Annotated in this window: 18 protein-coding genes; 12 read left to right on the top strand and 6 right to left on the bottom strand. The window is 72.4% G+C overall.

Translation table 11 applies throughout. From position 1 onward, the window contains the following. Positions 1-202 precede the first annotated feature (202 nt). Positions 203-1,843 (bottom strand): hypothetical protein, encoded by a 1,641-nt coding sequence (locus DZF91_RS15290; RefSeq protein WP_199486651.1) that lies wholly within the window; start codon positions 1,841-1,843, stop codon positions 203-205. A 311-nt stretch (positions 1,844-2,154) separates the two neighbouring features. Between DZF91_RS15290 and DZF91_RS15285 the strand changes: the two genes are divergently transcribed. Both DZF91_RS15285 and DZF91_RS15280 read left to right on the top strand, forming a co-directional pair. Continuing rightward, positions 2,155-3,534 (top strand): glycosyltransferase family 2 protein, encoded by a 1,380-nt coding sequence (locus DZF91_RS15285; protein ID WP_235834310.1) that lies wholly within the window; start codon positions 2,155-2,157, stop codon positions 3,532-3,534. Positions 3,535-3,881: 347 nt separating this feature from the next. Beyond that, entirely contained in the window at positions 3,882-5,744 is a 1,863-nt protein-coding gene (locus DZF91_RS15280; protein WP_117358139.1) for a hypothetical protein, read from the top strand. On the opposite strand, the gene DZF91_RS15275 is transcribed toward DZF91_RS15280, so the two are convergent. Beyond that, entirely contained in the window at positions 5,710-7,311 is a 1,602-nt protein-coding gene (locus DZF91_RS15275) for an ArnT family glycosyltransferase (protein ID WP_235834309.1), read from the bottom strand. The two genes, DZF91_RS15280 and DZF91_RS15275, sit on opposite strands and share 35 nt — an antisense overlap. A 271-nt stretch (positions 7,312-7,582) precedes the next feature. On the opposite strand from DZF91_RS15275, the gene metG reads away from it, so the two are divergent. Both metG and DZF91_RS15265 read left to right on the top strand, forming a co-directional pair. Then, positions 7,583-9,379, top strand: a complete 1,797-nt coding sequence (metG, locus tag DZF91_RS15270; protein WP_117358138.1) for a methionine--tRNA ligase — start codon at positions 7,583-7,585, stop codon at positions 9,377-9,379. A 34-nt stretch (positions 9,380-9,413) separates the two neighbouring features. Then, positions 9,414-10,232 carry a TatD family hydrolase gene (locus DZF91_RS15265; RefSeq protein WP_117358137.1) on the top strand — a complete coding sequence of 273 codons (819 nt, stop codon included), beginning with the start codon at positions 9,414-9,416 and terminating at the stop codon, positions 10,230-10,232. Between the two features lie 104 nt (positions 10,233-10,336). Here DZF91_RS15265 and DZF91_RS15260 read toward each other — a convergent pair whose 3' ends face one another. Continuing rightward, a complete protein-coding gene (locus tag DZF91_RS15260) occupies positions 10,337-10,765 on the bottom strand; it encodes a hypothetical protein (protein WP_117358136.1) in 429 nt (142 codons plus the stop codon). A 344-nt stretch (positions 10,766-11,109) separates the two neighbouring features. On the opposite strand from DZF91_RS15260, the gene DZF91_RS42680 reads away from it, so the two are divergent. The 5 genes from DZF91_RS42680 to DZF91_RS15235 all read left to right on the top strand — a co-directional run bounded on the left by DZF91_RS42680 (position 11,110) and on the right by DZF91_RS15235 (position 16,794). Next, the gene (locus tag DZF91_RS42680; RefSeq protein ID WP_328589175.1) at positions 11,110-11,925 is read left to right on the top strand and encodes a transglycosylase family protein; all 816 of its coding nucleotides are present in this window, start codon (positions 11,110-11,112) and stop codon (positions 11,923-11,925) included. A gap of 39 nt (positions 11,926-11,964) precedes the next feature. Further along, positions 11,965-12,918 carry a 16S rRNA (adenine(1518)-N(6)/adenine(1519)-N(6))-dimethyltransferase RsmA gene (rsmA, locus tag DZF91_RS15250; RefSeq protein ID WP_117358134.1) on the top strand — a complete coding sequence of 318 codons (954 nt, stop codon included), beginning with the start codon at positions 11,965-11,967 and terminating at the stop codon, positions 12,916-12,918. Continuing rightward, positions 12,869-13,978 carry a glycoside hydrolase family 26 protein gene (locus DZF91_RS15245; RefSeq protein ID WP_117358133.1) on the top strand — a complete coding sequence of 370 codons (1,110 nt, stop codon included), beginning with the start codon at positions 12,869-12,871 and terminating at the stop codon, positions 13,976-13,978. Before rsmA ends, DZF91_RS15245 begins: the two co-directional genes overlap by 50 nt. Positions 13,979-14,102: 124 nt before the next feature. Beyond that, the gene (locus DZF91_RS15240; RefSeq protein ID WP_117358132.1) at positions 14,103-15,011 is read left to right on the top strand and encodes a 4-(cytidine 5'-diphospho)-2-C-methyl-D-erythritol kinase; all 909 of its coding nucleotides are present in this window, start codon (positions 14,103-14,105) and stop codon (positions 15,009-15,011) included. A 7-nt stretch (positions 15,012-15,018) separates the two neighbouring features. Next, on the top strand, positions 15,019-16,794 hold the full coding sequence (locus DZF91_RS15235) for an ABC-F family ATP-binding cassette domain-containing protein (RefSeq protein ID WP_117358131.1): 1,776 nt from the start codon (positions 15,019-15,021) through the stop codon (positions 16,792-16,794). Positions 16,795-16,882: 88 nt separating this feature from the next. Here DZF91_RS15235 and DZF91_RS15230 read toward each other — a convergent pair whose 3' ends face one another. Further along, positions 16,883-17,380 carry a MarR family winged helix-turn-helix transcriptional regulator gene (locus DZF91_RS15230; RefSeq protein ID WP_117358130.1) on the bottom strand — a complete coding sequence of 166 codons (498 nt, stop codon included), beginning with the start codon at positions 17,378-17,380 and terminating at the stop codon, positions 16,883-16,885. A gap of 75 nt (positions 17,381-17,455) precedes the next feature. On the opposite strand from DZF91_RS15230, the gene DZF91_RS15225 reads away from it, so the two are divergent. Further along, positions 17,456-18,265 carry a trans-aconitate 2-methyltransferase gene (locus DZF91_RS15225; RefSeq protein WP_117358129.1) on the top strand — a complete coding sequence of 270 codons (810 nt, stop codon included), beginning with the start codon at positions 17,456-17,458 and terminating at the stop codon, positions 18,263-18,265. A 100-nt stretch (positions 18,266-18,365) separates the two neighbouring features. Continuing rightward, the gene (locus DZF91_RS15220; protein ID WP_235834308.1) at positions 18,366-18,728 is read left to right on the top strand and encodes a VOC family protein; all 363 of its coding nucleotides are present in this window, start codon (positions 18,366-18,368) and stop codon (positions 18,726-18,728) included. Between the two features lie 145 nt (positions 18,729-18,873). On the opposite strand, the gene DZF91_RS15215 is transcribed toward DZF91_RS15220, so the two are convergent. After that, entirely contained in the window at positions 18,874-19,665 is a 792-nt protein-coding gene (locus DZF91_RS15215) for a TetR/AcrR family transcriptional regulator (RefSeq protein WP_199486650.1), read from the bottom strand. Positions 19,666-19,718: 53 nt separating this feature from the next. Beyond that, on the bottom strand, positions 19,719-20,723 hold the full coding sequence (locus tag DZF91_RS15210; RefSeq protein WP_117358128.1) for an acyl-CoA desaturase: 1,005 nt from the start codon (positions 20,721-20,723) through the stop codon (positions 19,719-19,721). A gap of 213 nt (positions 20,724-20,936) precedes the next feature. Here DZF91_RS15210 and DZF91_RS15205 point away from each other — a divergent pair. Then, the coding region (locus tag DZF91_RS15205) for an ADP-ribosylglycohydrolase family protein (protein ID WP_199486649.1) at positions 20,937-21,652 on the top strand (716 nt) is incomplete at its 3' end.

Below are 21,652 nucleotides of genomic sequence, written 5' to 3'. Positions count from 1 at the left end.
CGTGCGGGGGGCGCGCCTTCGGCGTCGCCCCCCGCACGGTTGGTAGCGCACTCGCGCCGGTTGATGTTGTTGCGGGGTTCTCCGACTTGTAGTTCCTCGCCGGCGCCGGTCGATGCTGATGCGGGTTTTCTCGCTCAGGTTATCGCCGGGTTATTTTTTCGTTCACATTAATTTGCGTGACCGAACAGGGCGACGCCCAAAATCAGGCCGCGGTCGGTTCGGCGGTCTTTTTGCGGCGGGGGATCAGGCGGGCGTACTTCGCTCGGGCCTCAGGTGTGAAGGCCATGCCCGCGGCGAGGCAGGCGAGGGGGACGGCGGGCAGGACATAGCGGTAGTCGAACTCGGCCGTCGCCGCCGGGGCCAGCAGCAGGCCGATCCCCAGGACCCAGGGGAGCAGCGCCGGGCCGCCGAAGCGGCGCCAGAGCGGGACCATGCCGCCGAGCCCCACCAGCAGCAGGACGCCCAGGAGCGTGCCGCGCAGGTAGACGTGGTCCTGGTAGACGCGGATCGCGTCGGCGAACGGGTGGGTCAGGCGGGTGCTCGCCGAGCCGTGCTCGTAGGCGTCGGCCTCCTCGGCGGCGGTGGCGCCCCGGCCCATCGGCCAGGTCGGCAGCGCGCGGGCCCTGGTGCCGAACTCGTACTGGGCGTAGGTGGCCTTGTCGGGGAAGACCGTCCGGTTCCAGTCGAACACCCGGAAGAAGTCGTGCGCGACGGTGCGCGCGTAGTCGTCCGGCTGGGCCATGATCACGCGCTTGGCGTAGTCGTTGCCGAGGCGGTTCTTCTCCGGGTCCCAGCGGGTGCCGGTGTAGCGGTTGAGGGGGGATGCCGCGTTCCAGATGCCGTCCTGGGAGTTCGGCAGGCGGGTGCCGTTCTTCTCCGTGCAGAGGATCATCTCCTCCACCGGCAGGTTCTTGATCTTGTGGCAGTCGGCGAACTTGTACACCCGGGCGTACAGGAAGAACCCGTTGCTCTCGGTGATCGCGAACTTGCCCTCCTCGACCTGGTACCAGGACATGTACGCCACGACCGGCAGCGCGCAGCCGACGACGGTCGCGGCCAGCACGCGCCAGTTCATCCACCGGACGACCATGTAGCCGAGCACGCCGAGCAGCACCGGCAGGCCGACCGAGCGGGTCAGCCACGACACGCCGATGACCAGCCCGATCACCGCCGCGACACGCCAGGACGGACGGTCCCGCCAGAGCAGCAGGGTCACCGCGGCCATGGTCAGGAAGGTGAACTGGACGTCCGACAGCACCAGATGCTCGAGCTGGATCTGGTAGCCGTCCAGCAGGACGGGCGCGGCGGCCAGTGCGGCGCCCCAGCCGGGCAGGGAGAACCGGTGCCGCAGCAGCGCGTAGACCATCGCGCCCATGCCGAGGCCCATGAGGTGCTGGATGCCGGCGACGAGGGCGAAGCTGTGGAACGGCTTGAGGATCCACAGGAAGAAGGAGTAGCCGTCCGGCCGTAGCTGGTGCGGGTAGACGCCCATCGCGACGTGCAGGTAGTCGAAGCTGTCGTTGAAGAACATCGCGGGCCGGTAGCCGACCATCGCGACACCGCGCAGCAGAGCGCCAGTGACCAGGATCACAGTGAAGAACGGGTTTCGGCGAACCCACGCGCGGATAAAGGACACGACTCCGCGCAGCCGGTCACCGAGGGAGGCGTGCTGGTCACCGGCCGGCGCGCCCGCGTTCGCGGTCTCCTTCTCGGCGGCGTCGATCACCGCCTGGATGTCGGTCTCGGTGACGTCCGGAGCGGTGCCGGCCGCAGGCGCGTCCCCGGCGGCCCCGTCCGCCGTCCCCGAACCCCCCGGCGCCCCGTCCACCGGCGGTTTCGCCATCGCGGCGCCTCCTGCCTTCGCTCCCGGGCCCGACCCGGCGGATCCCCGTTCTCCCGCCTGCGTCACAGCGGCCCCACCCCTCCCGGGCCGAGGTGCCCGTATGCTTGTGCCCCCAGAGTGCCGCCGGCGGCCGCGGCGGAGAGGGCCTTCGAGTTGCGAACAGGCAACACGATACGGGCGCTCTTGAACCTTGCGGCCCGCATCATCCGTCTCCGGTGGGCATCATGAACTATGACGGGCCGATCCGCGGAACAGGTCGAGAGTAGTTGAAAGTACCGCAGACGGTCACCAGGGGTAATGAAGGAGATCGCGTGGAACTCTCCGTAGTGATGCCATGTCTGAACGAGGCAGAAACGCTCGAGACCTGCATCCGCAAGACGCTGGCGTTCTTCGACGAGCAGGGCATCGATGGCGAGGTCGTCATCGCGGACAACGGCAGCACCGACGGCAGCCAGCAGATCGCCCGCGAGGCCGGCGCCCGCGTGGTCCCGGTGGCCGACAAGGGCTACGGCAACGCGCTGATGGGCGGCATCCGCGCCGCGCGCGGCAAGTACGTGGCCATGGGCGACGCGGACGACTCCTATGACTTCGCGACCCTCGGCCCGTTCCTGGACGACCTGCGCGACGGCGCCGACCTGGTGATGGGCAACCGGTTCCAGGGCGGGATCGCCGAAGGCGCGATGCCGCCGCTGCACCGCTACCTGGGCAACCCGGTGCTGAGCTTCGTCGGCCGGCTGTTCTTCGGCAGCAAGATCGGCGACTTCCACTGCGGGCTGCGCGCCTTCAACCGGGAGTCGATCCTGCGCCTCGCCCTGCAGACCGGCGGCATGGAGTTCGCGAGCGAGATGGTCGTGAAGGCCACGCTCGCCAAGCTGGACATCCGCGAGCGCCCGACCACGCTCTCCAAGGACGGCCGGTCCCGCCCGCCGCACCTGAACACCTGGCGGGACGGCTGGCGGCACCTGCGCTTCCTCATGCTCTACAGCCCGCGCTGGCTGTTCCTGATCCCGGGCCTGGTGTTCATGACGCTCGGCCTGGTCGCCGGGGTCGCCCTGTCGTTCGGTCCCGTCCGGATCGGCGACATCGCGTTCGACGTCGACACCCTCGTCGGCGCGGGCGCGGCGATGGTGATCGGCTTCCAGGCGGTGATCTTCGCCATCCTCACCAAGGTGTACGCGGCGCAGGAGGGCTTCCTGCCGACCGACACCCGGGTGCGCAAGCTGACCTCCTGGCTGAGCATGGAGAAGGGCCTGGTGATCGGCGGCCTGCTGGCCGTCGGCGGCCTGGCCGGCCTGGTCGCCTCCGTCATGCACTGGCGGGTCAACAACTTCGGCGAGCTCGACCCGCGGCACTCGCTGCGCATCGTCGTGCCGTCCGCGACCGCCCTGGTGATGAGCTTCCAGACGATCTTCGGTGCGATGTTCGTCTCCATCCTCGGCATCCGCCGCCGCCAGCACCCGCCGCTGGTGGACGCCGCCGACGAGGCCGCGGGCCTGGTGGACGCCGCCGTGGAGAAGGTCGCCGCCGAGCGCAAGGCCGACGCCACCGACGCCTCCGCCACCGCCTCCACCACCGCCACCGATGCCGAGGCCGGCTCTGGTGAGCGAGCGGACGAGGTCGCAGAGAAGGCCTCCGTCAGTGCTGAGGCCGACGGCGAGACCGCGTCCGCAGAGAAGAAGGCGGACTCCTAGCGGCTTCGGTCCGAGCCGACCGCACACCGCCGAACCGCGCCGCACGACCGCGCACGGCCCTCTCGACGCCGCGCGATCTCACCCCCGGACGAGCCCCGAGCCCACCGCTCGGGGCTCGTCCTCGTTCCGAGGCGGTCCGTCCGCTCTCCGGGACGCCGGTACCTCCAGAGTGGCCGCGCGGCCACCGGAAGGCGGCGGGCGAATGTCCGGTGGATGGCCGGACGTCGCTCATGCCGAGAAGTTGCTGAGTGTTTCCTGGGCGAAGACGTCCCATTCGCGGTGTTGTGGCAGCCTGAGAGGGCAATGGATCAACCTTCTGCGACCGTCCGCGCCCGGCCGCGGGTCCCATGCTGACCGACCCCGTCCCGGCGACCGGAGGCACCAGGCAGGCCGAGTGGCCGGAGGCGTCGAGGACGTCCGGGGCCGGCCCCGCCGCCGGGCATCCCGCCGGATGGCGGCGCTGGGCCCTGCTGCTGGCGGCCGGGTGGGTCGTCCAGGTGGCGCTCCGGGTGGGGTTCGCGTCCGGCCAGACGATGCCGGTCGCGACGCCCGACGAGACCGGATACCTGTTCGCGGCGCGGATCCTCACCGGCGGCCCGGCCGCCGACATGTCCTACGGGACGGTCTACCGGGGCGGGTACCCGGTGCTGCTGACGCCGGTGTTCGCACTCGTGCGCGACCCGGAGACGGTCTACCGGCTCTGCCTGGTCGTCAACGCGCTGCTCGGGGCGCTGGTGCTGCCGCTGGCGCACGTGCTGCTCCGCCGCTTCGGCCTCACCCGCGGACGCGCCTTCCTGTTCGCGAACGTCGTCGCGCTGCTGCCCGCCACCGTGTTCTACAGCGAGTTCGTGCTGACCGACGCCGTCCTGCCGGTGGTGGTGCTGGGCTGGCTGCTGCTCGCCCACACGTGGCTGACCGGGGGGAACCCGCGGATCCAGGCCGCCGCCGCGGTGGGGGCGTCGCTGCTCGCCGGGTACGCCTGTACGGCGCACTCACGTGGCGTGGTGGTCATCGCCGTCCACGCCGTCCTGCTTCTGGTCGCGGCCGTGCGGCGGTGGCGTCCGCTCTGGCAGACGGCGCTCGCGGCGGCGGCCCTGGGGGCGCTCTTCCTCGCCGGGGGGATGCTGAACGCCCACATCTTCGACGTCCTCTACCCGATGGGCGACAACGACCTCAGCGGCAACCTGCGCCGGCGGCTGACCAGTCCCGACGGGCTCGGCTGGACGTTCTCGCTGGCCGTCGGGCAGCTCTGGTACCTGGTCGTCGGGACGGGCGGGCTCGCGGGGCTGGGACTGCTCGGCTGCGGTTCCCTGGCGTTCCGGCGCGGGACCGATCCCCGGGTGCGGGCGCTGGCGCTGGCCGTCCTGGGGTCCGTCGCGGGGATCGCGGTCGCCACCTCGGCGGCGCTGCCGGACGAGATCCGCGTCGGGAACTACGTGTACGGGCGCTACCTGGCCTGCTTCGCGCCGCTGCTGGTCTCGGCCGGGATCACCGTCCTCGTCCGGGCGTCCCGGCGGACGGTGGCGTTCGCCGCCGGGGCGACGGCCGTGTTCGCGGGCGCGTCCGGGGCGGCCGTCCGCTGGTACGCGGGCGACCGCCTGACCAGGTACGTCTTCACGCCGTTCGACTTCCCCGAAGCGTCCTTCCTGACCCAGGACTGGCAGCGGTTCCACCTGTGGCGGGCGACGGTCGCGGGGCTGGTGCTGCTCGGGCTCGCCGTGCTGGCGGTGTGGGCGCTGCGCGGCCGGAAGGCCATGATCGTGCTGGCCGGCACGCTGGCCGCCGTCCAGCTCGGCATGACCGGGACGGCCACGGCCGAGATCTCCCGCCCGCTCGTCCGCCAGTTCTCCCCGGTCGCCCGGCTGGAGGGCGTCGCCCGGCCGCGCGAGCGGGTCGCCGTGGACTGGCAGGTGCCGTGGAAGCTCCGGCTGCCGATGATCTACGACGTGTGGTGGCGGCGCACCGAGGAGTTCGACGGGAACCGGCAGGCGCCGCCGACGAGGCGGGCCGACCTGGTCGTCCTGAACTGGAGCGGCGTCAACGCGCCCGAACTGTCGTGGCGGCAGGGCGATCCGCCCGCGGGCTGGCACATCGTGGCGACGCGGGTCAGCTACGAGGGCAGCTGGGTGGCCTGGCGCCGCGACCGGCCGTCCCGACAGGCCGCCGCCGGGCGGCTCAGTGCAGGTCGGAGCGTTCCGGCGGGGTGGTGACGGGCGGGGTCCGGCCGAGCGTGGACGGGTGGTCCCAGATCTGGAGCAGACCGTCCGACGAGCGCCAGAGCCGCCGCCAGCCCTTCTCCGCCGTGGGCGACCAGCCGCCGAGGATCTGCGACTCCTGACCCCGCCAGCGCGTCCACAGGACGGGCGCGCTGAACGCCTCGACCGGCAGGCTGTAGTGGTCGTGCGGCCAGGACTCGATCCGCCCGTTCCAGGTCGTCCTGCCCCACGGGTCGCGGGTGTAGAAGGTGAGCGTCTGCGCGAGCCGCCGGTCGGAGTAGATCGTCGTGATGTCGTTCCGGCCGCGCAGCCACGTCCGCAGCTCGTTCCAGGCGGTGTCGCGCGGCAGGTCGGGGACGGCCCGGACGCACATGACCACGTAGCCGGCGGCCAGGACGGTGGCGGCCAGGGCGGCGGGCGTCCGGAGGCGGTTCCTGGAACGGTCCGAAACGCGCCGCCAGAGCAGCGCGACCGCGCCGAAGCCGCCGCCCAGGATCGCGGGGAGCACGGCGTCCCAGTAGCGGGGCAGCCAGGCGCGCAGGGAGATCGACTTCGGGTCGAGCACCCCGGACAGCAGCGTGATCGGGACGGCCAGCGCCAGGAACCAGACCAGGGCGAGCAGCAGCCGCCGGTCCCGCGTGACCAGCCAGCCGGCGACGGCGAGCGCGACCGCCGCGATGAACACCGAGCCGAGCGGGCTCCAGTCGTGGAAGGCGCGCAGGAACGACTCGGCGGCCAGTCCACGGGTCACGTGGTCGCGCGACAGGCCGCCGTGCTCGGCGGCCGAGATCAGCCCGGCGAGCGGATTGCCCCAGACCAGCTGGTTGTGGACGAGGTCGGCCACGAAGATCGCGGCCATCGGGATCCCGACCGTGACGTTGCGCCGCCACGGGATCCGCAGCAGGACGAGGAAGACCGGGATGGCCACGAACATGAACGCCACGAACTCGCGGCTGAGGAACGCCAGGCCGTAGCAGGTCCCGGCGGCCAGGAGCCAGCGGGTCCGGCCGCGTCCGGACCGGCGGGACGCGGTGACCAGCGCCGCCATCCCGAGGGAGAAGAGCCCCGCGCCGGGCATGTCCGGCAGCATCACGCCGGTGGACCAGCCGAGCTCGTGGCCGAACGGGTTGGTCATCGTGAACAGCGGGTTCACCAGGATGACCAGCACGGACGCCAGGCCCGCCAGGTTCCCGAACAGCGACCGGACGGCCAGGAAGCAGCCGGTGAAGAACAGCGCCACGCCGAGCGCGGTGACGGTGAAGTAGGCGGCCTGGCCGGGACCGAGGACCTCCTGCGCGAGCCGGGCGGGCAGCACCAGCCCCACCCGCGTCACCTGGTGCGGGAGCAGCACCAGCCCCACCCGCGTCACCTGGTGCGGGACCTCGGAGAACGGCCACTGCTCCAGCGGGATGTGCGGCCAGTCGCGGGCGGCGAGCCACACGTAGTACGGGTCGAAGTACAGCGGCGGCACCATCAGGACGTACTGGAGCCCCACCCCGCAGGCGGCGACCAGGGCGGTCAGGCCCAGCGCGAGCCGGTGCCGCCGGAGCCGGCGCCGCACGCCCGCTCCGGACCCGCCGGCCGAGGTGTCAGAGACGGCCGCGCGGGCCGTTTCCGCGTCAATCAAAACCGCTCCCGCTCCCCACGTCCGCGCACGTCATCGCCCGGTTCAGCAGGGTATCCGGCCCGCCTCGCCCGGGCCCGCGGCGGCCCCGAACGGTCAGTGATCTTTCAGCAACCGTCCCCGTGCCCGTGGCCGCGCGTTCGGATCCGGTCGTCCACAGGCGCGATACCCGTTCGGACGGGAGGGGCGAGCCCTCTACCCTGGAACCATGTCCTCGTCGAGCCGACACATCCTCACCGCGCCCGCCTGGCCGTACGCCAACGGGCCCCGCCACCTCGGGCACGTCTCCGGTTTCGCGCTGCCCGCCGACATGTTCAGCCGCTACCAGCGGATGGCGGGCAACCAGGTCCTCATGGTGAGCGGCACCGACGAGCACGGCACGCCCATCCAGGTCCAGGCCGACAAGGAGGGCGTGAGCGCCCGCGAGCTCGCCGACCGCTACAACCTCGCCATCGCCGAGGACCTGCGCGGCCTCGGCATGAGCTACGACCTGTTCACCCGGACGACCACGCGCAACCACTACGCGGTCGTCCAGGAGATCTTCAAGGGCCTGTACGACAACGGGTACATCTTCCCCAAGACCACGATGGGCGCGATCTCGCCGTCCACCGGCCGCACCCTGCCGGACCGCTACATCGAGGGCACCTGCCCGATCTGCGGCTACGACGGCGCGCGCGGCGACCAGTGCGACAACTGCGGCAACCAGCTCGACCCGATCGACCTGATCAACCCGGTGTCGCGGATCAACGGCGAGACCCCGAAGTTCGTCGAGACCGAGCACTTCATGCTCGACCTCCCGGCGTTCACCGAGGTCCTCGGCCGGTACCTGAAGGGCAAGCAGGGCCACTGGCGGCCGAACGTGCTGAAGTTCGCCCTCAACCTGCTCGACGACCTGCAGCCGCGCGCGATCTCCCGCGACCTCGACTGGGGCGTGCCGATCCCGCTGGACGGCTGGAGCGAGAACCCGGCCAAGAAGCTGTACGTCTGGTTCGACGCCGTCGTCGGCTACTTCTCGGCCTCGGTCGAGTGGGCCCGCCGCTCCGGCGACCCCGAGGCGTGGCGCGCCTGGTGGCAGGACCCGGACGCCCTGTCCTACTACTTCATGGGCAAGGACAACATCGTCTTCCACGCCGAGATCTGGCCGGCGATGCTGATGGGCTACAACGGCCAGGGCGACAAGGGCGGCACGGCCGGCTCGCTCGGCGCGCTGAACGTCCCGACCGAGGTCGTGTCGTCGGAGTTCCTGACGATGGAGGGCCGCAAGTTCTCCTCGTCCCGCCAGGTCGTCATCTACGTGAAGGACTTCCTCGAGCGGTACGACGTCGACGCGCTGCGGTACTACATCGCGGTCGCCGGGCCGGAGAACAACGACACCGACTTCACCTGGTCGGGGTTCGTCCGCCGCAACAACGACGAGCTGGTCGCGGCCTGGGGCAATCTGGTCAACCGGTCGGTCAACATGGCCGCCAAGAACTACGGCGCGATCCCGGAGCCGGGCGACCTGACCGACACCGACCGGGCGCTGCTCGCGCGCAGCCGGGAGGCGTTCGGCAGGGTCGGCGCCGAGCTCGACCGGTCCCGGTTCAAGAACGGCATCACCGAGGCGCTGGACGTCGTCCGCGACGCCAACCGCTACCTGTCCGACCAGGCCCCCTGGAAGCTGAAGGACGACCCGGCCCGCGTCCAGTCGATCCTGTACACCGCGCTCCAGGTGGTCGACGACGCCAAGTCGCTGCTCACCCCGTTCCTGCCGTCCTCGTCGCAGAAGGTGCACGAGATGCTCGGCGGCGAGGGCGTGTGGGCCGCGCAGCCGCGGCTGGAGACCGTCTCGGAGGAGGGCGGCCCCGACTATCCGATCCTGACCGGCGACTACACCGTCGAGAAGGCCGTCTGGGAGTCGCGCCCGATCACCCCGGGCGTGCCGCTGACCAAGCCGACCCCGCTGTTCAAGAAGCTGGACGACTCGGTCGTCGAGGAGGAGCTGGCCCGCCTGGAGGGCGCGTGAGCGGCGCGGCGGGCGGCGACGCGGCGGTGGCGGCGTGAGCGGGGACGGCCAGGCCGCCCGCCCGTTCCCGCCCCTGCCCGACCGCCTCCCGGTGGACGTCTTCGACAGCCACTGCCACCTCGACCTGGTCGGGCTGCCGGTCGAGGAGCAGCTGGCGTCCGCGAAGGCGGCGGGCATCGCCCGGATCGTCACGATCGGGGTCGACCTGCCGTCCTCGCGGCTGTGCGCCGAGACCGCCGCGGAGTTCGACGACGTGTACGCGGGCGTGGCGATCCACCCCAACGACACGACGGGCGTCACCGACGCGGTCCTGGACGACATCGCCGCACTGGCGCGGAACCCGAAGGTCCGCGCCATCGGCGAGACCGGGCTCGACTACTACCGCGACTGGGCCCCCAAGGAGGACCAGCACCGCTCGTTCCGCGCCCACATCGAGATCGCCAAGCGCAGCGGCAAGGCCCTGGTGATCCACGACCGCGAGGCGCACGACGACGTGCTCCGCATCCTGGAGGAGGAGGGCGCGCCGGAGCACACGGTGTTCCACTGCTTCTCCGGCGACGCCGCGATGGCCGAGGTCTGCGCCGAGCGCGGCTACGTCATGAGCTTCGCGGGCAACATCACCTTCAAGAACGCCCAGCCCCTCCGCGACGCCCTCACGGTCGCCCCGCTCGACCTGATCCTGGTCGAGACGGACGCGCCGTTCCTCACCCCCGTCCCCAACCGCGGCAAGCCGAACGCGTCCTACCTGATCCCGCACACGGTGCGCTTCATGGCCGACCACAAGGGCGTCCCCGTGGACGACCTGTGCCGCGCCATAGCCGCCACCGGCGAACGCGTCTTCGGCCCCTGGTAACCGGCCCGGGCACCGCCCGCACGGGCGCTGCCTCGGCTGGTCGACCGCGCTCTCGGCCTGGGGGCCGGGTGGGGCGTGGTTGGCCTGGGGCCGGGTGGGGTGTGTCAGGAGGCTTGGGAGGCGCGCCAGGCGGTGGCCGTGTCCTTCTTACGGCGGGCGTGGACGAGTAGCGCCAGGATCGCCAGGCAGGCGACCGTGCCCAGGCCGAAGCCCGCGGACGTGAACGGGATGTTGCGTCCCCAGCCGTGGGCGTAGGGCCCGAACGGGCCGAAGCGGACGGTGATGCCGCGCCCGTAGTCGTCCTCGTCCACGTTGTAGATCTCGCCCTCGCCCGAGGCGCCGTCCGCCTTGGTCCACGTGCCGGTGCACGTCGTGGTGAGGGTCCGGCCGCTGTGCGAGCGGTGGCAGGACAGCACGCGGGCCTCGGCCTTCTCGCCCGCCAGCACCGTGTAGCCGATCGTGAGCGGCCAGACGGCGAAGGCCAGCGCGAGGACGTAGAGGATCACCGCGGCGGGTGATCGCAGCGCGCGCATGGGGCTCCTCAGGACGTCCGGTGCCGGATGAGAGCGAAGGGTATCGCCGCGTCCCGGATACGAGGATGCGCCCCGGGCGTGTGCCCGCGCTCAGCCAGAGGCGGGTGTGGCGGCCGGGGGCGGGCCGCCCTTCTGGACGATCAGCGCGTCGAGAGTGGCGGTAGCGGCGGTTTCGTCGATGGTGAAGGGGTTGTTCGCGGCTGATGGTGGCGTCCGGGGCGGCGGTGGCGCTAGGTTCTCGCCCATCGGGACGACACCCCCCAAGGCCGTGCCGGACGCACCTCGACGTCGTCCGGGCGCGGCGACCCCCCGAACGACCGTCCCGCCCCCCGGAGGAGATCCTCGTGCGCCCTCACCCGAGTCTCGTCGTGCCCCTTGCCGCCGTAGCCCTGTTCGCCGCCGCGTGCGGCGGGGGAGGAGGCGGGGGTGCGAAGGCCGCGCCCCAGTCCGGCAAGGCGGGCGCGGCCGGCGACAACGCCGCGTCGCCCTCCGGGCCGCCGCCCAAGAAGGTCGTGATCATGGTCGACACGGCCCGCACCGAGGTCATGACGACCGGCCAGACCGTCCAGCAGGTGCTCGACCAGGCGCACATCACGCTCGGCAGGTACGACCTGGTCAAGCCGGTGAAGTCGGCCGCGCCCGCGGACACGATCAAGGTGACGCGGCTGCTGTCGGAGCTGCGGACCACGACCGTGAAGACCGATCCGCCGACCGTGAAGCGGAAGGTGTCCTCGCTGCCCCCGTTCAGCCAGAAGGAGCTGCGGAAGGGGAAGCCGGAGATCAGGATCGTCCAGACCGCGTGGGTGAAGCGGAAGGGCAAGAAGGTCAAGGCCGTGATCTTCCAGCGGTTGAAGCAGAAGGCCGTTCCGCGCATCCTGGGCGTCGGGCCGGAGAGCGGCGCGGGCGGGGACGTGGCGCGGCTGAACTGGGCCGGGCTGGCCAAGTGCGAGTCCGGCGGCAACCCCCGCGCGGTCAATCCGGCCGGGTACTACGGGCTCTACCAGTTCTCGATCCCGTCGTGGGCGTCGGTGGGCGGCTCGGGCAAGCCGAGCGACGCGCCGGCCGCCGAGCAGACGTACCGCGCGCAGCTGCTCTACAAGCGCGTCGGCGGACGCTGGCAGGGGCAGTGGCCGAACTGCGGGCGCTTCCTGTTCTCCTGAGTTCCGGAGCACTGCCGGGCACCTGGAACACTTGAGGACGTGGGGGACTCTCAGGGACTTCTCGGCCCGGCCGAGATCCGCGAACTGGCCGGGGCGCTCGGCATCCGCCCGACCAAGACGCTCGGGCAGAACTTCGTCATCGACGCCAACACCGTCCGGCGGATCGTCCGGGCGGCCGAGCTGGCGCCGGACGACGTGGCGCTCGAGGTCGGGCCGGGCCTCGGCTCGCTGACGCTGGCGCTGCTGCCGCAGGTCCGGCGGGTGGTGGCGGTCGAGATCGACGCCGCCCTCGCCCGGGCGCTGCCGATCACGGTCGGCGCGCGCGAGCCGGAGCTGGCGGACCGGCTGGAGGTCGTCCACGCGGACGCGTTGAAGATCACAGAACTGCCGGGTCCGGAGCCGACCGCGCTGGTCGCGAACCTGCCCTACAACGTGGCCGTCCCGGTCGTCCTGAGCCTGCTGGAGCGGCTGCCGTCGCTGCGCCGGGCGCTGGTCATGGTGCAGGCGGAGGTCGCCGACCGGATGACCGCCGGGCCCGGCTCCAAGATCTACGGCGTGCCGTCGGTGAAGCTCGCCTGGTACGGGGACGCGCGCCGTGCCGGGCCCGTGGGCCGCGCCGTCTTCTGGCCCGTCCCGAACGTGGACTCGGGTCTGGTCGCCTTCACCCGCGCCGATCCGCCGCCGACCACCGCCTCGCGCGCGGAGGTGTTCGCCGTGGTGGACGCGGCGTTCGCGCAGCGCCGCAAGACGCTGCGGGCCGCGCTGGCGGGCTGGGCGGGCTCGGCCGCCGCCGCCGAGGAGGCCCTGCGCGCCGCCGGAGTCGATCCGAAGAGCCGGGGCGAGCAGCTCGACGTGGCCGCGTTCGCCCGCATCGCCCAGTATCGTCCTGTGGGCGAGATCCACGGCCAGGGGCGGCCGGCGGGACCGGAAGAGGCGGAGGACCATGCTGAGCGCGCGGGTGACGGGGGCCTACCGGGCGGTGCGGGCACGTGACCGCGTCCTGACGGGGGCGGCGGTCGCCGCGGCGCTCGCGCTGGCGGCGGCCGGGTGCTCGGACGGCGCGCGCGCCACACCGCGCATCACCACCACGGTCAAGCAGGGCGTCGCCCCGACCCCGCCGCAGCGGGGCGCGTACTTCGGCGCCTGGGTCTCCCCGGACGAGCGGACCGCGCTGCCCAGCGGCGCCCCGCGGCCGACGGGTTCGGCGTCGCCGGCCCAGCAGGACGAGTCGTCCTCGGCCCCGGCGTCGATGACCGCGCTGGAGGGTTTCGAGCGGCGGCTCGGCCGCAGGCTGGACATCGCGCAGAGCTACCACGGCTGGAAGGCCGAGTTCCCGGACGCCGCCGACAAGGCCGTCCTCACCGGCGACCGGTACCTGCTGCTGAGCTGGTCGGCGGGGGACACCAAGCAGATCGTGGCGGGCCGGTTCGACGACATGGTCCGGCAGCGCGCCCGGGCGCTGAAGGCCACCGGCAAGCCGGTGTTCCTGCGCTGGCAGCCGGACATGGACCGGTTCGGCGCCTCGTCCAAGATCCATGACGCGGTGGACTACGTCGCCGCGTGGAAGCACCTGCGGCTGGTGTTCACCGAGGAGAAGGTGGACAACGTCGCGTGGGTCTGGTGCCCGTCGGCGCGCGCCTTCCCCGACGCCGCGGACCGGTTCTACCCCGGCGACGACGAGGTCGACTGGGTCTGCGCGGACGTCTACCCGGGCGCGGACTACGACTACCGCGACCTGTCCGAGGCGGCCCGCAGGTTCCTGGAGTGGGCGCAGGACCACCCGCGGCCGGTCATGATCGGCGAGTTCGGCGTCCCGGCGTCCTACGGCTCGCGGCGGGCCGAGTGGCTGCGCAAGGCCAGCCAGTACCTGCAGGAGCACCCGCAGGTGAAGGCCGTGGCCTACTACAACTCCGACGAGGACGCCGCCGAGCCGCGCGACCAGTCGCACCGGTTCTCGGTCTCCGGTGACCAGCGGGCGATCTCCGCACTGCGCGAACTGGCCACCACCCCGTTCTTCAACCCCCGCAACCTCCCCGTCACCCCCGGCTCCTGACCCGCGAGCCCAGACGCCGAACCCGTGTCCACGCCCACCCCGGGCCGCTCGAACCAGCGGCCCGGGAGGGGCTGGGGGCTTGGTGGGGGGTCGGTTTACCGTACGCTCGGTAGGCGTGACTTCAGTGACGGTGCGCGTTCCCGCGAAGGTCAATCTCCAGCTCGGCGTCGGGCCCCTCCGCGATGACGGCTACCACGACCTGGTCAACGTGTTCCACGCCGTGTCGCTGTTCGACGAGGTGACGGCCGTCCCCGCGCGGGAGCCCCGGGTGACCGTCGAGGCCGCCCCGGACGCGCAGGTCGCGATCCAGGACGTCCCGGTGGACGGCGGCAACCTCGCGCTGCGCGCCGCCCGGCTGCTGGCCGGGCGCCTCGGTGTCGAGCCGGACGTGGAGCTGCGCATCCGCAAGGCGATCCCGGTCGCGGGCGGCATGGCCGGCGGCAGTGCCGACGCCGCCGCCGCGCTGCTCGCCTGCGCCCGCCTGTGGGACGCCGACCCGGACGCCGCCGGGCTGCCGGAGCTGGCCGCCGAGATCGGCAGTGACGTCCCGTTCGCGCTGCTCGGCGGTACCGCGGTCGGGCTCGGCCGGGGGGAACGGCTCACACCGGTCGAGACGTCCGGGACCTTCCACTGGGTGTTCGCGACCGCCGACGGCGGGTTGTCCACCCCGGCTGTCTACGCCGAGTGCGACCGGCTGCGCGAGGCGGGCGGGGAGGCCGCGCCCTGGCCGCGGGCGTCGGAGGAGCTGATGAAGTCGCTGGCCGGCGGGGACGCCCGCGCGCTCGGCGCGGCGCTGGCCAACGACCTCCAGCCCGCCGCGCTGATGCTGCGCCCCTCGCTGCGCCGCACCCTGGACGCGGGCCGCGAGCTCGGCGCCCTGGGCGCGCTGGTGTCGGGGTCCGGCCCGACCACCGCGTTCCTCGCGGGCTCGGCCGGGCACGCGGCAGACCTCGCCGCGGCGCTCGCGCAGGAGGGCGTGGCGCGGCAGGTCGTGCGCGCGCACGGTCCCGTCCCCGGCGCGACGGTAGTCTGAGGACGTCGTGAATCTGATCAATGTTGAGAACATCAGCAAGTCGTACGGACCGTCGCCGCCGCTGAGCGGGGTGTCCCTGGGCCTGGACGAGGGCGACCGCATCGGCGTCGTCGGACGCAACGGGGGCGGCAAGTCCACCCTGGTCGCGATCCTCGCCCGGCTCCTGGAGCCGGACGACGGCCGCGTCACCCACACCCGCGGGCTCCGCATGGGCTACCTGACCCAGCGCGACGAGTTCGCGGAGGGCGCGACCGTCCGCTCGGTCGTGCTGGGCGACCGGGCCGAGCACGAGTGGGCGGGCGACACCCGGGTCCGGGAGATCCTCTCCGGCCTGCTGTCGGACCTGCCGCTCGACGCGCCGATCGCCGGGATGTCCGGCGGCGAGCGCCGCCGGGTGGCGCTCGCCCGGCTGCTGGTGCCCGAGTCGGACCTGCTCGTCCTGGACGAGCCGACCAACCACCTGGACATCGAGGCGATCGACTGGCTCGCCCGGCACCTGAAGTCCCGCCGGGTCGCGCTGCTGGTCGTCACACACGACCGCTGGTTCCTGGACGAGGTGACCGACCGCACGTGGGAGGTCGTGGACGGCAAGGTCGAGCGGTACGAGGGCGGCTACTCGGCGTTCGTGCTGGCCAAGGCCGAGCGCTCCCGGATCGCCGCCGCGACCGAGGCCAAGCGGCAGAACCTGCTGCGCAAGGAGCTCGCCTGGCTGCGCCGCGGCCCGCAGGCGCGCACGTCCAAGCCCAAGTTCCGGGTGGACGCGGCGCAGGCGCTGATCGCCGACGAGCCGCCGCTCCGCGACACCGTCGAGCTGACCAGGTTCGCGACGGCGCGGCTGGGCAAGACCGTCTTCGACCTGGAGGACGTGACGGTCAACGTCGGCGGCAACGACATCTTCGAGCGGGTGACCTGGCAGCTCGGCCCCGGCGACCGGCTCGGCCTGGTCGGTGTGAACGGCAGCGGCAAGTCGACCCTGCTGCGGCTGCTGGACGGCGACGTCGAGCCCGCGTCCGGCAGGGTGGTGCGCGGCAAGACCGTCCAGCTGGCGCACCTGTCGCAGAACCTGGACGAGCTCGACCCGTCCCGCCGCGTGCTGGAGTCGGTCGAGGAGATCAAGCGCCGGATCACCGTCGGCAAGCGCGAGTGGACGGCGTCCCAGCTCCTGGAACGCCTCGGCTTCCGCAGCGACCGGCAGTGGACGCCGGTCGGCGACCTGTCCGGCGGCGAGCGCCGCCGCCTGCAGGTCCTGCGGCTGCTGATGGGCGAGCCCAACGTCCTGCTGCTGGACGAGCCGACCAACGACCTGGACATCGAGACCCTCACCGAGCTCGAGGACATCCTGGACGGCTGGCCCGGCACCCTCGTCGTCGTCAGCCACGACCGGTACTTCCTGGAGCGCGTGACCGACCGCGTGGTCGCGCTGCTCGGCGACGGCAAGGTCTCGTTCCTGCCCGGCGGCATCGACGAGTACCTCGAGCGCCGCGCGTCCGGCCAGGCCACGACGCGGACCGCCGAGGCCGTCCGTGCCGCGCAGTCCACCGCGCAGCCGGCCGCCAAGCCGAAGAGCAGCGGCCAGGACTGGAAGGCCCGCAAGGAGCTCGACCGGCTGGAGCGCCGCCTCGACAAGCTGGCCAAGCAGCAGGCGGCCCTGCACGAGCAGCTCGCGGCGCACGCCACCGACTACGCCAGGCTTCAGGAGCTCGACACCGAGCTCAAGGCGCTGCAGGCGGAGGCGGCGGAGGTCGAGGAGGAATGGCTCATGCTCGCCGAGGACGTCGACTGACCTGACCCGCACGGACGCGTCCGAGCGCCCTGGACCTTCCCGAAACTCGTCAGACCCGACCCCGAGCCGCCGTCCTGAGGGCGGCGGCTCACTCCTGGTCGGTGTCGAAGGGGACGAGCAGGGTGCGCAGGAGGCCGCCGAGGGTTTCCCGGTCGGCCGGGCCGAGCGCGTCGAGGAAGGCGTGCTCGCGCTCCAGCAGGGCGGCGAAGGCGGCGTCGACGCGGGTGCGGCCCGCGTCGGTGAGGCGCACGAGGACGCCGCGCTTGTCGGCCGGGTCGGGGTGCCGCTCGACCAGCCCGGCGGCCGTCAGCCGGTCGATGCGGTTGGTCATCGTGCCCGAGGTGACCAGGGTGGCGCGCAGCAGCCGGCCCGGGGACAGCTCGTAGGGGGCGCCCGCCCGGCGCAGCGCGGTGAGGACGTCGAACTCCCAGGACTCCAGGTCCTGTTCGGCGAACACGGCGCGGCGGGCCCGGTCCAGGTGGCGGGCGAGGCGGGAGACCCGGCTCAGGACCAGCAGCGGGGAGACGTCGAGGTCCGGGCGCTCGGTGCGCCACGCCTCGACGAGCCGATCGACCTCGTCGTGCATGGGCTCACCCTACCTGTCTTGATATCGAGAAGACTTTCTTGACATCAAGATAGCGGCCGGGCATCATCAATCTTGATGTCGAGAGAAACGCAGCGCCCGCCCGTGGCCGTCTGGGACCCCGAGCAGTACGGGGTCTTCGGCGACGAGCGCGGCCGTCCCTTCTTCGAACTGGTCGCCCGCGCCGCGCTGCCGGGCCCCCGCCGCGTGGTCGACCTCGGCTGCGGCTCGGGCGAGCTGACCGCGACCCTGGCGGCGCGCTGGCCGGACGCCGAGATCGACGGCTTCGACAGCTCGCTCGAGATGGTCCAGGCCGCCCGCGCCCACGAGATCCCCGGACGGCTCCGGTTCGGCGTCTGGGACGTCACCGACTGGCGTCCCGAGCGTCCGGTCGACCTGATCGTCGCCAACGCCGTGCTGCAGTGGGTCCCCGGCCACGTCGAGCTGTTCCCGCGCTGGCTGGACGCGCTCACCCCCGACGGCGTGCTCGCCTTCCAGGTGCCCGGCAACTTCGACGGGCCGAGCCACACGATCCTGCGCGAGCTGTGCGAGTCGCCGCGCTGGCGCGACCGGCTCGGCGGGGTCGTCCGGCGCGACCCCGTCCTCTCACCGACCGGCTACCTGGACGCCCTCGCCCGGCTCGGCTGCCGGGTGGACGCCTGGGAGACCACCTACGCGCAGGTGCTCCAGGGCCACGACCCGGTGCTGGAGTGGGTGAAGGGGACGGCGCTCCGGCCCGTCCTGACCGCGCTGAGCCCGTCCGACGCGGACGAGTTCGTCGGCGTGTACCGGGAGCGCCTGCGCGAGGCGTACCCGCCGACCCCCTACGGAACGGTGTTCCCCTTCCGGCGCGTCTTCGTCGTCGCGCGGAAGCACGCCGCCCCCTAGAGCAGGATGCCGTCCGCCGGACGGGGAGATCGGTTCCGTTCCCCTGCGGTGCGTCACCCCGTGCGGCGGACGGCATCCCATACCTTCTTAGGAGAGGCCCTTGACCATCAAGGGTTACCACCATGTCCAGATCGCGGCGCCCGCCGGCACCGAGGACGCCATGCGCGCCTTCTACTCCGGGCTGCTGGGCTTCACCGAGGTCCCGAAGCCGGAGGAGCTGGCCAAGCGCGGCGGCGCCTGGTTCCGCGGGCCGGGCCTCGAACTGCACGTGGGGATCGACCCGGAGTTCCGTCCGCCGAAGAAGGCCCATCCCGCCTTCCTCGTGGAGGACCTCGACGCCCTGGCGGAACGGCTGCGCGCCGCCGGCCACGAGATCGTCCCGGACGGCCTGTTCCCCGGTTACCGGCGCTTCTACGCGGCCGACCCGGCGGGCAACCGGCTGGAGTTCCTGCAGCCCGCCTGACCCGGGAACGGCGTGGGGACGGCGAAGAGACGGTGAAGAGACGGCGAAGAGACGGTGAAGGGCGGCTCCCGCGTGATGCGGGAGCCGCCCTTCACTCGGCAGTGCGGACCTAGGCAGTGCGGATCTCGGCGCGCGGACCGTGCGCCTAGAACGTGGCGATCTCGGTGGTGTCGCGGACGGTCTCGTCCGCCGGCAGCAGGCCCTCGTCCTCGGGGCCGTCCTCCCGCTGGGCCCTGCGCTGGGCCTTCTCGGTCCTCGCGGCGGCCTTCGCCTCCGCCTTCTCGGCCTTGGCCTGGGCCTTCTCCCGCTGCTTCTCCATCCGCTCCAGCTCCTTGCGGCGCCGCTTCGGATCGACGTTCGGGCGGGGTTCCAGACCGGACAGGCCGTTCCAGGCGAGGTTGACGATGTGGGCGGCGACCTCCTCGCGGCCGGGCTTGCGCACGTCCAGCCACCACTGGCCGGTCAGCGCGACCATCCCGACGAGCGACTGCGCGTACATGGGCGCCGCCTTGTCGTCGTAGCCGTGCCGCTTGAACTCCTGGGCGAGGATGTGCTCGACCTCGCCGGCGATCTCGCTCAGCAGGCTCGCGTAGGAGCCGGTGCCGGTGCCGCCGTGGGAGTCCCGCACCAGGATGCGGAAGCCGTCGGGGTTCTCCTCGATGTAGGCCAGCAGCCCGAGGGCCGCCTTCTCCAGCTTGGACCGGTAGTGCACCGCCGAGTTCAGGGCCTCGGTCACCAGGGAGAGCAGCCGCTCGAACTCGCGGTCCACGACGACCGCGTAGAGGCCCTCCTTGCCGCCGAAGTGCTCGTACACCACCGGTTTGGAGACGCCCGCCGCACTGGCGATCTCCTCCACCGAGGTGCCGTCCAGCCCCCGCTCGGCGAACAGCGTCCGGCCGATGGTGAGCAGCTGTTCGCGTCGTTCCTTGCCGGTCATGCGCTTCCTGCGCGACCTTGGGGCGGGTTCAGTCACGTCGTCAATTGTGACGGTCACGCGGCCTTCTCGCCGCCCGGGGCGGCGGCAGCGGCGGTTTCGGCGCCGACCTGCCCGGTCAGGCGCTTGGCGGCGAGGCGCTCGGCGTTCGGCCAGCGGACGTTGGTCGCCCAGCCCAGCTTCTCGAACGCCCAGATGATCCGGGCGCTGATGTCGATCTGGCCCTTGAGGACGCCGTGCCGCGCGCAGGTCGGGTCGGAGTGGTGCAGGTTGTGCCAGGACTCGCCCAGCGACGGGATGGCCAGCCACCACACGTTGCGGGACTTGTCGCGCGCCTCGAAGTGCTCGGCGCCGAAGGTGTGGCAGATCGAGTTGATCGACCAGGTCACGTGGTGGACGAGGGTGACGCGGACGAGGCCGGCCCAGAAGAACGCCGTGAGGGCGCCCATCCAGGACATCGTGATGAGCCCGCCGAGGATGCCCGGCAGGATCAGCGTGACCGCGACCAGACCCGGGAACCAGCGGTGCAGGGTCGCGATGTCGCGGTCCTTGAGCAGGTCGGGGGTGTAGCGGCGCTTGTTGGTGCGGTTGCCGTCGAACAGCCAGCCGTAGTGGGCCCAGGCGAGTCCCTTGGTCAGGGCCTTCCAGTCCGAGCCGAAGCGCCACGGCGAGTGCGGGTCGAGCTCCATGTCGGAGTGCTTGTGGTGCCGCCGGTGGTCGGCGACCCAGGTGATGACCGGGCCCTCCATGGCGAGGCTGCCCGCCACCGCCAGGAAGATCTTCAGCCCGCGGTTGGCGCGGAACGACCCGTGCGTGAAGTAACGGTGGTAGCCGACGGTGATCCCGCCCGCGGAGAGCACGTAGAAGACCGCGGTCAGGACGACGTCCGTCCAGCCGATGAAGGTGCCCCACAGCATCGGCACGGCGGCGAAGAGCGCCAGGAACGGGACGCCGGTGAACACCGCGACCAGCACTTTCTCGGCGGTGCCCTGGGGCTCGGCGTCGAACTCCGGTTGTGCCTTACGACGCTCGGTCGCGTCGACGACGGGGGCTGTAGTCATACCTCACCACTTCTTCCTTCTTCGCGGGGCTCTTACCTACGTCACCGTAACCTACGCTCCCGTAAGTAAACATGGCCCGAAGGTAAAATTGCCCACTGCGCCCGAATCTCGCGTTACGGTCACCATGCGGTTACCCTCACCTGCCCCGCGGCAGGGCGGGAGCCGGTGCAGGCCCCGCGCCCACGGCAGGACCCACGCCCGGATGGAGCTCGCATGGCACCTCTCACCCGCGCCCTCGCCTCCCTGGACGGCCTCTCGGTCGGCGACGCGTTCGGCGACCGGTTCCTCGCTTCCGGCGGTCTCCCCGGCGGAGCCTCCGGTGTGCGCTCCGATCCCGGCGTCTCCGGACCCGATACCCCCGATCCCGCCGGAGTCACGGGCTCCGGCGCTGTCGCGGGATCGGGCGATGTCACGGGCTCGGGCGATGTCACGGGCTCGGGCGATGTCACGGGCTCGGGCGGTGCCGCGGGCCCGGGCGGGCACGGCCGGGGCCGCGCGGCCGAGGCGGCCGAACGCGACCTGCCGCCCGCCCCCTGGGCCTGGACGGACGACACCGAGATGGCCTGCACGATCGTCGACGTCCTCGCCCGGCACGACCGGATCGAGCAGGACGACCTCGCCGCCCGCTTCGCCGAGCGCATGGACCCCGGCCGCGGGTACGGCGCGGGCGCGGCCGAACTGCTCGCCCGTGTCCGGTCCGGCCACGACTGGCGCGTCGCGGCCTGCGACTCGTTCGGCGGCAAGGGCTCGTTCGGCAACGGCGCGGCGATGCGGGTCGCCCCGCTCGGCGCGTACTTCGCCGGCGACCCGGACCGCGCCGCCCGGGAGGCCGAGATGTCCGCCGAGGTCACCCATGTCCATCCGGAGGGTGTGGCGGGCGCGGTGGCGGTGGCCGTCGCGGCGGCGCACGTCGCCGGCGCGGCCCGCGG

It is taken from the genome of Actinomadura logoneensis (assembly GCF_003428695.1).
In the GTDB taxonomy this organism is placed as follows: domain Bacteria; phylum Actinomycetota; class Actinomycetes; order Streptosporangiales; family Streptosporangiaceae; genus Spirillospora; species Spirillospora logoneensis.
The sequence above is the reverse complement of the archived record's forward strand: the minus strand, read 5'-3'. Positions and strand labels throughout refer to the sequence as shown.